The sequence below is a fragment of the Flavobacterium sp. GW823-FHT04A11 genome (genome assembly GCF_058796535.1).
Window position 1 is genome coordinate 2,717,905 of the sequence record NZ_CM179503.1, and the last position, 12,835, is coordinate 2,730,739.

The following is a 12,835-nucleotide window of genomic DNA, read 5'->3' on the forward strand; positions in this document are numbered from 1 at the left end:
TATGTTACACAAAATTGAAAATTAAAAAAAAACTCCTGATTCACAGGAGTTTTATGCTAGTCAAGTTTGTTCTTTATATAATATTTTCCATCCAGATCTTCATCAAAATCATCTATTTTAACGGGCTTTGGTTTTGGTTTATTAGCAATTGCCTTTTTTTTCCACATTTCAAATTTTTCGAGTGGCATTTTCTTTTTCATGATTTCCAGAACTTCTTTTTCTGCCAATCCAAATTCTTTTTTTATAATTTCAAATGGATTTCTTTCTTCCAAGGCTAACGAAACAAGTTTTTCCGTTTGTTCCCAGCTCAACTCTTTGCGGTTACTCTTTTTCATCACGTGAAAATTAATTCAAAATAGGGGTTAATGATTAATAGATTGATTTTCAATTTAAGTATCAATATTAATAAAAAAAATAATTACTTGGTTCGATCCGGTGCACTTTTTTTAATGATTTTGCTTGTTTTTTCCGGATCTTGATTTTTGAAACGGAATTTGCAATAAATTTTTCAGTTTGTTATGCTCTTCGGGAGCCATATGTGTATCTACGCCATAAATTAATTCTTCTTTTGGTAAAGTGGTAAAAGTGCCAAAAATACGATCCCAGACAGAAAAAATGTTTCCATAATTGCTGTCAGTATAAGGCAAAACGTAATGGTGATGTACTTTGTGCATATTAGGAGAAACGATAAAATAACTCAAAATAGTATCTAATTTGTTCGGCAATGAAATATTAGCATGATTAAATTGTGAAGCGATAACCGATAAACTTTGGTACAAAAACACCATCCACATCGGACTTCCTACAATTAAAACACCGAGCGTTGTAAAAACAAAACGAATAATGCTTTCTCCCGGATGATGGCGATTTGCGGTTGTAGTGTCAATCCAGGTATCTGTATGATGGATAATATGAAATCTCCATAGAAATTTTACTTTATGCTCGATAAAATGAACAAGATAAGCGCCTATTAAATCTAATAACAACAATCCAATAATTGTGTAAAGCCAAATTGGGATTTGCGGCAACCATTGCAGAATTCCAAAATTGTTTTCAGTTGTCCAGGCAGCGGTCTTAATCAGGATAAAAGCCAGAATAAAGTTTACTATAATAGTGGTTATGGTAAAAAAGATATTAATTCCGGCGTGATGCCATTTTCGGTATTGCATCTGAAATAGGGGAAATGTATTTTCAATTACCCAAAAAAGAGTTATTCCTCCAACCAAAATTAAACTTCGGTGTGAAGATGGAATAGTACTAAAATAAGCAATCACTTCATTCATGACAATATCGAATTAATAGAATAAATTTTTTCGCTTTAAAAAGTAAATTAAAGTTAGTAATATTTAATAAAAAAAGAGAAAATCAATATAAATATATACGATTTCCTCTTTTGAATAAGTGTCTTATAAGAGACTTTTTATTTTTTGATCAGGCTGATTATGAATAATAAAACCCAGGCACCTCCAACTGCGATTAAAATTTGCCAAAGCAAACCTCCTCCGCCAATGCCAAGTCTTCCGGCAATCCATCCACCGATGAATCCGCCAATAATTCCAACGATAATATTACCAATTAATCCAAAACCTGCACCTTTCCAAACCTGACCGGCCAGCCAGCCTGAAATTGCTCCTATAAGTAAAAAATATAAAAATTCCATATTGTGTGTTTAAATAATGTTATAGCAGTATTACGCTGCTGTTTCGTCTTCTTTCTCTAATAAATTTTTGTAAATAAATCCGGCAACAACAGCTCCTAAAATAGGCGCAACCCAAAATAACCAGACTTGAGATAAAGGTTCTCCACCAACAAAAACAGCCTGAGATAATGATCTTGCAGGGTTTACAGATGTATTTGTAATTGGAATACTGATTAGGTGAATTAAGGTCAACGCTAAACCAATTGCAATACCACAAAAATTAGTATTTGCACATTTGTCTGTAGCGCCTAAAATAATCAATAAGAAGAATAAAGTCAATACAAATTCAGCAATAAAAGCGGCTGCCAAAGAATATCCATCAGGAGAAAAAGCACCAAAACCATTTGAAGCAAAAGCTCCTGCTTTCGTAGCATCAATAACAAAACCTGCTTTTCCTGATGCAATAATGTACAAAGTACCTGCCGCAGCTATAGCACCAATACATTGTGCGATAATGTAAGGCAAAAGATCTTTTGCAGGAAATCTTCCTCCTGCCCATAAACCAAACGAAACAGCAGGATTAAAATGTCCGCCTGAAATATGACCAACAGCATACGCCATTGTTAATACCGTTAAACCAAAAGCTAACGCAACACCTGCAAATCCAATTCCCAGTTCTGGAAATCCGGCAGCAAAAATTGCGCTTCCGCAACCACCAAAAACCAGCCAAAAAGTTCCGAAGAACTCAGCAAATAATTTTTTCATAATAAATAATTTTAATTAATAGTTGATTGTTAAAGGGTATATAAGTATGCCCAAAAAATCAATACAATTTGTAAGGGCAAACGTATTAATAAAATAATTTTTAACAAAGAAAAACTTCCTTTTTTCTTACAAAACATATAAACATTTGCAGGAAAAACAGCAATTAGTAATGCTATAATTCCCCAGGCGGCTAAATGTGTTGTAAAAGGAACTATTAAGAGAATACCTAAAATGATTTCGGCAGCTCCACTTAAAACATTTAATAATTTGGGGTTTGGAAAAAAAGGCGGAATGATTCTGATATACATTCCGGGATTTTTGAAATGATTAATTCCGGCAATTATATAAAGAAAAGCCATCAGATATAAATGCCATGGTAGATTCATGATTTATTATTTTTTACCACGAATTTAGGTAAAAAATTAACAAAAATTGAATTACAATACTATTTATTTTGCAGATTACGAATTGTGTTAATTTTTTCGTTTGAAATTCACGTTCATTATGATGATGGCAAGGATAATTAAAACTATTCCAACCCATTGTAAAAAGATCACTTTTTCATTCAACAGAATATAAGCCATCATTACAGAAACTGGCAATTCAAGCGCAGAAACAATACTTCCTAAACCAATTCCGGTAAGAGGAAATCCAGCATTCATAAGCATTGGCGGAATTATGGTGCCAAATAAAGATAAGATGATTCCCCATTTCATGAAAATAGCAAGATTAAAAGTCGTTTCCTGAGTAGCAAAAGCAAAAGAAAATACGATTATGGCACCTCCTAAAAGCATGTATAAACTACGTTGGGCAGATGAAATTTCTGTAGCAACACGATTTGCAGTAAACATGGTTGTTGTAAAAGATGCAGCAGCCATAACTCCCCACGCAATTCCCCGCCAGTCAAGTTGAATATCGTTATTGATAATATTAGTCGCTAAAACAGTACCGATTAAAACAATAAATACAGCAATTACTTTTTGTTTGGAAGGCAATTTTTTTTCCAGAATCATTTCAAGTAAAACTCCCATCCAAACGGTTTGCATTAATAAAACAATACCAATTGAAACCGGGATGTATTTTACTGCCAGATAATAGAATAAACTGGTCATTCCTAAAGAAGTACCGGCAAGCATTAAATGAAATATGTTTTTAGAAGTAGCTTTCACCACTTTCTTTTTGTGTTTTATTTTTTGAAAAGCATTAATTAATAAAATACCTAAAATTCCTAAAACAAATTGAGAGGTAGTCACTTCTGCGGTTGTATATCCTTCAGAATAAGCCATTTTTACAAAAGTAGCCAGCATTCCGTACGTTGTGGCTCCTAAAGCAACTAAAAATACTCCCTTTAATACATTGTTTTGTGACATCTTAATTTGTTTAGGTTAAAAAATAAAAGCCGGCAAAGGTAAGTTATTTTGTTTAGGATTTAATAGAAAACAACTATAAACATTATTAGTGTAGTTGTTTTGGACTGAATTTTAGAGATAAAATTGTGAATTTGACAGAATTATGAAAATAAAAAACCCGTCAAAAATAATTTGACGGGTTGGTATTTTATCTGCTGAAATAATTATTTTACAACAGGCTGATTTTGATATGTCTCTATTTCAAAAACTAAAGTCGCATTAGGCGGAATTACTCCTCCGGCACCTTTTTCTCCATAAGCTAAATTTGCAGGAAGAAAAAATATTGCTTTTTCTCCGTCAGTCATCATGTCTAATGCTTCCAGGAATCCCGGAATCATTCCGTCTTTTTTACCAACAGTAAAAGGAAAAGCCTGATATCCTTTTTGAGCATCTCTGTTCGCATCATATTTACCATACGCTTTTGCTACATTTGCTATGCTGCTGTCAAAAAGATTTCCGTCTTCAAAATATCCTGCATAGTGAAAAAAGATATTAGATCCTTCTGCACCTTTTACACCAGTTCCTTTTTGTGTAATCACATATTTTAAACCAGATGCAGTTGTAGTTGCTTTCGCTTTTGTTGCAGCAAAATAAGCCGCTTTTTCAGTCACTACTTTTTTTGCCAGCTCTTTTTTAGCTTCTTCTTTTTTTACATCATCAGCTAAAACTTTTAAAGCATCAAATTTTTTGGCTGCTGCACCTTTGCGCGTAATAGTAATTTTTGTCATGATATCGTCCTGAACAATTTTGTTTACATTGTCCATTCCTGAAACTACATGACCAAAAATAGTATGTTTTCCGTTTAACCACGGTGTTTCTTTATGCGTGATAAAAAATTGGCTTCCGTTTGTTGCGGGACCTGAATTTGCCATTGCCAATACGCCGCCTTTTTCAAATTTTAATTCTTCAACAAATTCATCTTTAAAAGAATATCCCGGTCCACCGGAACCATTCCCATCAGGATCTCCACCCTGAATCATGAAATCATTGATAACTCTGTGAAATTTTAATCCGTCGTAAAATGGTTTCCCTTTTAGTCTTTCTACTTTAACATTAGGATTTGTTCCTTCTGCCAAAGAAATAAAGTTAGCCACAGTAACCGGAGCTTTTACATATTCTAAAGACAAAACAATATCGCCTTTCGTAGTAGAAATAGTAGCAAAAATTCCATCATTAGGATTTGTTTGTGCTACTGCTTTTGTTGTAGTTGTTTTTTTAGCAACTGTTTTTTTTGTTTGTGCCTGAACGTTAATCATTGCAAGGCAAAATAAAAATAGAAATTTAAATTTCATTGTGTATAGAATTTAAGTCTGTAATAAGATTTCAAAAATAAGAATATTATTACGGTTTTTCTAATAATTGAACTTCAAAAATAATATTAGCATTTGGCGGGATAACTCCTCCAGCTCCGGCAGCTCCATAAGCTAAGTGAGATGGGATGAAAAGTACTGCTTTGTCTCCAAAAGAAAGTTTTTCGATTCCTTCAATAAATCCCGGAATCATACCATCTTTACGGCCAGCCTGAAAAGGAATTGGTGAATAGGCTTTTGCTTCTGCTCTTGCCGGATCATATTTTCCAAAAGTCTGAGCTACATCTCCTAAACTGGTATCAAATAAAGTTCCGTCTTCTAAAAATCCTGCATAATGAATGTATAATTGAGTTCCGGCTGCAGGTTTTTTTCCTGTTCCTTTTTCAGTAATTACATATTCTAAACCAGAAGAAGTTTTAGTTGCTTTTGATTTTAAAGAAGCATAATAATCTGTTTTTTCTTTTTGAACTCCTGCAAATTTGCTTTTTTCTTTAGCTATTGCTGAAAAATAATCCTGAAATACTTTTACTGCATCAAACTTTTTAGCAGCTTCACCATTTCTGATAATTTTAACCGTAACAATAGTATCGCCCTGTTTTACCTGATTTACAACTTCTTGTCCTTTTTCAACCACATGACCAAAAATAGTATGTTTTCCGTCTAACCAAGGTGTTTCAACATGAGTGATAAAAAACTGACTGCTGTTTGTTCCCGGACCGTTATTAGCCATTGCCAAAACTCCTGCTTTGTCAAATTTTAAATCTGTAAATTCATCTTTAAATTTATATCCTGTATCTCCAGAACCAGTTCCTTCCGGATCTCCGGTTTGAATCATGAAATCTTCAATAACTCTGTGAAATTTTAATCCATCAAAAAATGGTTTGCCTTTTAGGTATTCTTTGGTAACAAAATCATTTTTTCCTTCTGCCAGACTCACAAAATTGGCCACCGTAATTGGTGCTTTTTTATAATCCAATTCAACAATAATATGACCTTTATTTGTTTCGATATCGGCATATAAACCATCAGGCAAATTGCTGTGCTCGTCTTTGCAGGAATAAAATGAGGAAACGGCTAATAGTAATAATAAAATACTTTTTTTCATTTTTAAAATGTTGTTTTTATGGTTTTACAGTGTCTTTTTTAATTTCAGTTGCTGGTTTTTTAACTGCAGGTTTTGTCGGTTGAATTGTTTGAGTTTTTGTTGCCGTTGCAGTTGTACCTGTAGTTCCCGGAGTTGTGGTAGCAGGAGTTGTGGTTGAAGTTGCCGCAGCCGGATCCGGTACAAAATTGCGAAGCGTAACCGTACAAATCAATGATTCGTTTGTTCCGATCTTTTTGTTATCGCCGTGATATCCGTATGCAATATGTGACGGAAACAAGAACGTAACTGTTTCATTTTTATGCATTAATTTAATACCATCACGCAATCCCATCATGATATCCTGTTTGTCTACATAATAAGTCTGCGGACCAAGTTCTGCTTCAGAATAGATTATTTTGCCTTTGATATCTTTTATTTCTAAGTTAAAATAAGCAATATCTCCTTTTCTTGGAGTCTGGGTATCGGTTGTATTTTTTTCATCATAAGAAAGCCAATAGCCTTTTCTTGTAGCATAATATTTTACTTTCGGATTGCTTTTGATGATTTTCTTAATAACATCTTCTTCGCTGGCAACCAGTTTTTTATTTCGATCGGCTGATTTTTTCATGAAAGATCCCGAAGCTCTCGAAATAGGTCTTCTTGCTTCTTCATGTTGCTTGCAGCTAACCAGTAAAACAGCAAAAAGTAGGGTGTAAATGCTTAGTTTTAGGTAGTTCATTTGGGTTATATTTTTAGCGTTTTTACTAAATCTTCGAATTTTTTCACCGTTTCTTCCATAGAAACTTCTGATCTTCCTCCGGCAGCGTTACTGTGCCCTCCGCCGTTAAAGTGATCTCTTGCAAATTGATTTACATCAAATCCGCCTTGTGAACGGAAAGATATTTTGATAATATTTTCGTCTCTGTTTTCTATAAAAATAGCGGTAAAAGCAATTCCTTTTATACTTAATCCGTAATTCACAATTCCTTCTGTATCGCCTTTTACATAATGAAATGAATCCAGTTCAGCTTGTGTAAGTGTGGTATAAGAGGTTTTGTATTCTTCAAAAACTTTCAGGTTTTGCAAAGCTCGACCTAATAATTGCAGACGGCTGTAAGAACTATTATCAAATAAAAGTACTGGAATTTGGGTATTTTCAACGCCTAAATCAATTAATTCTGCAATAATACGATGCGTGTTTCCTGTTGTTCCCGGAAAACGGAACGAACCCGAATCAGTCAATATTCCGGTATAAATACAGGTAGCAATCGTTTTGTCTAAATCCTGTTTTTTATCTAAAAAAGAAATGAAATTATACACCATTTCGCAAGTAGAACCAAACGTGGTATCAGAATACATATAAGTCGCATAATCATCAGGTTTTTGATGATGATCGATCATGATAAATGGAGCCTTTAGTTTTGCTAAAGTATGTTCCATTTCGCCTGTGCGATGAAAAGCATTAAAATCAAGTGTGAAAATTAACTCCGCTTCTTCTAATATTTTAGTGCAGTTTTCAGTGTCTTTTTCGAATATTTTTACGGTTTCAGAACCCGGTAACCAGGCCAGAAAATCAGGAAAATCATTAGGAGCAATCACCGTTGCCTGATGATTATTTTTTATTAAAAAATGGTACAAACCTAACGTAGATCCCATGGCATCACCGTCAGGACCTCTGTGTGGAATTATGGCGATTTTCTTTGGGGTTGCGAGCAACAATTGTATCGCTTGAATATCTTGTATTTTCATAGTGTGCGAATTTACATTTTTTTAATGTAATGTTGAAATCATTTTACAGATTAACACACTTTTATAAGTTGTCAGTTTACAGTTTCAGTTTTCAGTGAAAAGTGAAACTGTAAACTGAAAGCTGTGACTGTGACTAAATTATAACCATTTCTGATATAATCTGTATTTTGCTCCTTTTACAATTTGTGATTTGTAAATTCCCACAGAACCCGAAGAAAAATAAGCAATTGTACAGGCGATTGCAATAAAAATTCCTGGTTGAAGTCCGAATAGTTCTAGTCCCATAATCGTGCAGGCGATAGGAGTGTGGGTCGCGCCCGAGAATACAGCGACGAATCCTAAACCTGCCAAAAGTGCTATTGGCATTGGAATAATTAAGGATAAAGCACTTCCTAAAGTTGCGCCTACAAAAAATAACGGAGTCACTTCGCCGCCTTTAAAACCTGCTCCCAAGGTAAATCCGGTAAATAAGATTTTGAGTAAAAAGTCATACCATTGACTTTGATTCGAAAAGGAATCGACAATTACCGGAACTCCCAATCCGGAGAATTTTGTAAACCCAAAACCGGCTATCGCAATTGCTAAAATGATTCCGCCAATAAAAGGACGCAGCGGCGGATATTTAATTTTTGAAAAAAGTGAACCCCAGAAATGTGTGCTTCTTGAAAATAATAAAGCTGCAAATCCGGATAAAACACCAATTATTAAAGTATAAATTAAAGTGGTTATGGAGAATTCAGGAATTTCGGGAATGCTGTAATGCGTGTGTTTTACTTGCCAGAATTCTACTGTAAAATAAGCTGCGTAGGCGACTAAAAAAGATAAAACAATACTTTTAAAATTGATTTTACTGAAATACAAAACCTCCAAAGCAAAAATAGCGCCTGCCAAAGGAGTTCCAAAAACAGAGGCAAAACCGGCACTGATTCCAAGAATAATGAGAATTTTGCGTTCGGAATTATCTAGTTTAAAAATCTTTGTAAATTGATCTGCAATGGCGCCGCCCATTTGTACCGCCGTACCTTCGCGACCTGCAGAACCTCCGAATAAATGGGTGATTAAAGTTCCGAAAAGAACTAACGGAGCCATTTTAAAGGGAATTATTTTTTGCGGGTTTTCGTATTCTTCCAGCAATAAATTATTGCCTTTTACAACCGATTCTCCCCAATAATAATAACTGAAACCAACTAATAATCCGCCCAAAGGCAAAAGCCAGATAATCCAGTCGTGATGAATTCTAAACTGCGTCACAAATTCAAGTGAAACCAAAAAAAACGCCGATGCTGATCCTGAAAAAAAACCTATCAAAAAACAGATCAAAATCCATTTGAAAGTGGTCAGGAATATTTCTTTTAGCTTTTGAGAAGTCATTAAATTGTTTAAAGAAAAGGTTGCCACGAATTTCAATAATTTTCACGAATTAATGACTTATTAATTGAAGAAATTTAAAAATTAATCTTTTTAAATCTTTTAATCTGTGGCAAAAAAATTAGTGAAAATTAGTGGAATTCGTGGCAGACTTTCTTATTGTATTACAGCCGTAAATTCAATTTCAACTAAATATTCAGGCGCAACAAGTTTACTGATTTCATAAAAACCCGTTGTAGGTTTTACATCTTTAAAAAAAGCAGAATGTGCTCTGGCAACATCTTCAAAAGTGGCAATATTAGTGGTAAAAATACGGGTTCTGATTACATCTTTCATTCCAACATTCAAATCTTCTAATACTTTTTCAACACGTTCCAAAATATTATAAGTCTGAGCATAAGCATCATCGGCCTTTACTTTTTCGCCATCAACAATAGCCACAGTTCCTGAAACTTCAATAATATTACCAATTCTTACGGCACGGCAATATCCCATTTTATCTTCCCATGGTGATCCTGTCAAGATGTTTTCTCTTTTCATTTTATTATATTTTTTTGAATTGTTTCTTCAGTTTAAAACAAATTCGGGTTAGTTAAATTCCGTTGCAATTTATAAAATATGAAACTGAAAAGAGGGAATTTTATTTGAAATCACACTGTAAATCATTCTTTTTTGTGATATTTTATTCCATTTGATGCCGCTCAAAAAGACGCAGTTTATTCTGAGTTGCCGTTAAGTTTTGCTGCAGCACTTCAATTTTATTCAGTAAATGATAAATAGCGTCAATTCCCTCTAAATTTATTTTGAGATCATAATGCAGGCGAATCATTTTTTCGATAGCCGGCAATTGTTCCGGCTGCAGATATTCGTCTTGTTCGTGAATAATAATTTCAACCAAACCATAATTATTCAACTCTGTTATAAAAGTGTTTTCAATTTCGTGGTAAATGCAAAATTGTTTTATCTGGATTAAATTTTTACTATTCATGATTTCTTATTTTAGCTAATTCTGCAAATAAATCTTTTTCTTTTTGGGATAATTTTGTTGGTGTTTTTACATTATACGTAATGTATAAATCGCCAAATTGATTGTCTTTTTTGTACACCGGAAATCCTTTTCCCTTCAATTTTACTTTTGTTCCGGTTTGAGTTTCTGCCGGGACTTTAATTTTTACTTTTCCATCAAAAGTATTCACAAACGTTTCACCGCCTAAAATCGCCGTATATAAATCGAGGTCAACATCAGAATACAGATTATTTCCTTCACGTTTAAAATCAGAATTGTTTTCGATATTAAAAGTAATGTACAAATCACCGTTTGGACCGCCATTTGCACCGGGTCCGCCATGTCCCGGAATTTTAATAATCTGTCCGTTTTCGACACCTGCGGGAATCGTGATTCGGATATTTTTGCCATTCACAGCCAGATTTTGTTTATGCGTTGTATAAGCCGAAGCCAAATCCAATTGTAATTCGGCATTAAAATCCTGGCCTCTGTATTTGGCCTGACTTCTCGAACTTCTTCCAGCAGATCCATACATCGAATTGAAGAAATCAGAAAAATCACTTCCTGAAAAATCACCTCCGCCAAAACCTGAAAAATCTTGATTGCCTTGTTGTTGTCTCGAATATTGCTGTTGGTTCGGGTCATAACCTGCTTTCTCAAATTCGTCAGCGTGTTTCCAGTCTTTTCCGTATTTGTCGTATTTTTTTCGATTTTCGGCATTGCTCAAAACTTCATTGGCTTCATTGATTTCCTTGAATTTTTTCTCCGCTTCCTTATCATTCGGATTCAAATCGGGATGGTATTTTCTGGCCAGTTTTCGATATGCTTTTTTGATCTCAGCTTCAGTCGCTGATTTTGTGATATCTAATGTTTTATAATAGTCTATATAATCCATTTTGTATGTTTTTTAATGAAGTAAATTAAAACATTGAATTTAGGAATAAGTTAGTAATTATCAAAATTTATCTTTAAGCAGTTTCCTATAAAAATAATCTGCCATATATTTTTTTTTAAAATAATTCTTACAAATAAATTTTATTAATATAGGTTTTTGACTATTTTTGTAAAGTTAAATAAACTATTGTCTATTTCTTTATGACAATTAAAAAATGATAAAGAAAAATAAATCTATATTTAATTATGAGAAAATTTTCCTTTCTGGTATCGACAATGACTATTTTGGTTTTTACAGCAATAGCATTACTATTTTTAAATTGTAGTTCAAGTCATGATAATGACACTTTCCCACAAAATGAAGCATTTAATCTTGTTGATTTTTCATTAACTATAACTCACAAACAGCTTTATAGTGATTATTTGTCCATTGACTTTGATATAAAAAATACTTCCAAAACATCCTATCTAATATATGAGCAAGGAAATTTCACGGTAAAGTTTACGGCTAAAACTACTGATGGAGAAGTTTTTCAGAGAACTACTTATGTAGAATATGTTGAGGCTGGAGTTACGTATACAGATTATGTACATCTTAATTATACTGCGGGAAAAACATTAGATCTTTCTACATTAACGGCGGTTATTGTTAGGGATTAAATCGAAATAGTAGATCCGATTTATGAATAGGAGTTGGATTTACTATTTTCAGGATTGAAGTAGAAAATTACGGATTGTGTTTTGGCAGGTTTTTTGATTCTAAAAATTAGCCTAATATATTGTTATAAAAGTCTTAAAGTTGTAGAGCCTAATTAAATATTGCTATTTTTGCTAAGCTATACTTTTGATTCTATAATATTTTAAAAGCCGATTCGATAATACTTTTTCAATGAAGCACATTTTATTTTTCATATTATTTTTTACTGCTGTGACTGTCTCAGCACAAACTGAATTTAGTACTAAATTCAAGAGTATTCCCGCACCAAAATTTAGTGCAAAACCTAAAAAAATTCCCGAAGTAAAAGATCCTCAGGGAGAAACTTCGGATATTCCGAGCATAAAAACACCCAACGTTTTTGATAATACCAGTATAACTCCAAAATCAAAATTTCAGATTGGAGAACAAAAAAGTACTTTTTCAATGTCTACGGAAAATGATTTTGCCAATCCCGGCGATCGTTATGTGCCGAAAATGGAAAAAGAATTAGATAAAGCTTTACGAGCTGAGGGATTAAAAGAGGGCAGAGGAGAACTGGTTAAGAAAAATATTTCTCTTGGAGATTTCAGAACCAAAGCAGAATATTTTATTGTGAAATTTAGGGATTTTGGCGCCATAGATGGCGATTTGGTCAGAGTTTCATGCAATGATAAAGTACTTTCAGATCAATTATTTTTGGATGTTAACTTCAAACAAGTAAAAATTCCCCTTGCAAACGGCTTTAATAAACTAGATTTTGAAGCCCTTAATATTGGAACTTTAGGCGGAAATACTGCCGAAATTCAGGTTTTTGATGATAAAGGTAACTTAATTACCAATGATTACTGGAACAATCTTGCAGCTGGATTTAAAGCCTCGATTGTGGTGACGAAAGAGTGATTTTTTGAGGTACA

At 33.6% G+C, this 12,835-nt stretch carries 16 protein-coding genes; 2 read left to right on the top strand and 14 right to left on the bottom strand.

The features are described 5' to 3' along the window. Window positions 1-56 precede the first annotated feature (56 nt). The 14 genes from AC3QL1_RS11630 to AC3QL1_RS11695 form a co-directional block, all read right to left on the bottom strand. Entirely contained in the window at window positions 57-335 is a 279-nt protein-coding gene (locus AC3QL1_RS11630; protein WP_042563191.1) for a DUF2805 domain-containing protein, read from the bottom strand. 111 nt (window positions 336-446) lie between these two features. Next, on the bottom strand, window positions 447-1,283 hold the full coding sequence (locus AC3QL1_RS11635) for a sterol desaturase family protein (protein WP_492491500.1): 837 nt from the start codon (window positions 1,281-1,283) through the stop codon (window positions 447-449). Between the two features lie 137 nt (window positions 1,284-1,420). Further along, window positions 1,421-1,660: a GlsB/YeaQ/YmgE family stress response membrane protein gene (locus AC3QL1_RS11640; protein WP_492491502.1), complete on the bottom strand. Its 240-nt coding sequence runs from the start codon at window positions 1,658-1,660 to the stop codon at window positions 1,421-1,423. 30 nt (window positions 1,661-1,690) lie between these two features. Next, complete coding sequence (gene aqpZ / locus AC3QL1_RS11645; RefSeq protein WP_492491503.1) at window positions 1,691-2,404, bottom strand: aquaporin Z; 714 nt, start codon at window positions 2,402-2,404, stop codon at window positions 1,691-1,693. 29 nt (window positions 2,405-2,433) lie between these two features. Then, complete coding sequence (locus AC3QL1_RS11650) at window positions 2,434-2,790, bottom strand: DoxX family protein (RefSeq protein ID WP_492491505.1); 357 nt, start codon at window positions 2,788-2,790, stop codon at window positions 2,434-2,436. Window positions 2,791-2,877: 87 nt separating this feature from the next. After that, window positions 2,878-3,774 (bottom strand): EamA family transporter, encoded by an 897-nt coding sequence (locus AC3QL1_RS11655; RefSeq protein ID WP_492491507.1) that lies wholly within the window; start codon window positions 3,772-3,774, stop codon window positions 2,878-2,880. Window positions 3,775-3,977: 203 nt separating this feature from the next. After that, entirely contained in the window at window positions 3,978-5,105 is a 1,128-nt protein-coding gene (locus AC3QL1_RS11660; protein WP_492491509.1) for a peptidylprolyl isomerase, read from the bottom strand. Between the two features lie 49 nt (window positions 5,106-5,154). Then, complete coding sequence (locus AC3QL1_RS11665; protein ID WP_492491511.1) at window positions 5,155-6,228, bottom strand: peptidylprolyl isomerase; 1,074 nt, start codon at window positions 6,226-6,228, stop codon at window positions 5,155-5,157. 16 nt (window positions 6,229-6,244) lie between these two features. Next, complete coding sequence (gldI, locus tag AC3QL1_RS11670) at window positions 6,245-6,946, bottom strand: gliding motility-associated peptidyl-prolyl isomerase GldI (protein WP_492491512.1); 702 nt, start codon at window positions 6,944-6,946, stop codon at window positions 6,245-6,247. Window positions 6,947-6,951: 5 nt separating this feature from the next. Further along, window positions 6,952-7,956: a DHH family phosphoesterase gene (locus AC3QL1_RS11675; protein WP_492491514.1), complete on the bottom strand. Its 1,005-nt coding sequence runs from the start codon at window positions 7,954-7,956 to the stop codon at window positions 6,952-6,954. A gap of 138 nt (window positions 7,957-8,094) precedes the next feature. Next, a complete protein-coding gene (locus AC3QL1_RS11680; protein WP_492491515.1) occupies window positions 8,095-9,327 on the bottom strand; it encodes a chloride channel protein in 1,233 nt (410 codons plus the stop codon). Window positions 9,328-9,480: 153 nt separating this feature from the next. Beyond that, window positions 9,481-9,864, bottom strand: a complete 384-nt coding sequence (locus AC3QL1_RS11685) for a RidA family protein (RefSeq protein ID WP_492491517.1) — start codon at window positions 9,862-9,864, stop codon at window positions 9,481-9,483. Between the two features lie 142 nt (window positions 9,865-10,006). Continuing rightward, on the bottom strand, window positions 10,007-10,312 hold the full coding sequence (locus AC3QL1_RS11690) for a chaperone modulator CbpM (RefSeq protein ID WP_492491519.1): 306 nt from the start codon (window positions 10,310-10,312) through the stop codon (window positions 10,007-10,009). Further along, entirely contained in the window at window positions 10,305-11,225 is a 921-nt protein-coding gene (locus AC3QL1_RS11695) for a DnaJ C-terminal domain-containing protein (RefSeq protein ID WP_492491521.1), read from the bottom strand. Before AC3QL1_RS11695 ends, AC3QL1_RS11690 begins: the two co-directional genes overlap by 8 nt. Before the next feature lie 245 nt (window positions 11,226-11,470). Between AC3QL1_RS11695 and AC3QL1_RS11700 the strand changes: the two genes are divergently transcribed. Next, the gene (locus AC3QL1_RS11700) at window positions 11,471-11,884 is read left to right on the top strand and encodes a hypothetical protein (RefSeq protein WP_492491523.1); all 414 of its coding nucleotides are present in this window, start codon (window positions 11,471-11,473) and stop codon (window positions 11,882-11,884) included. A gap of 229 nt (window positions 11,885-12,113) precedes the next feature. Beyond that, entirely contained in the window at window positions 12,114-12,821 is a 708-nt protein-coding gene (locus AC3QL1_RS11705) for a hypothetical protein (RefSeq protein WP_492491524.1), read from the top strand. Window positions 12,822-12,835 lie beyond the last annotated feature (14 nt).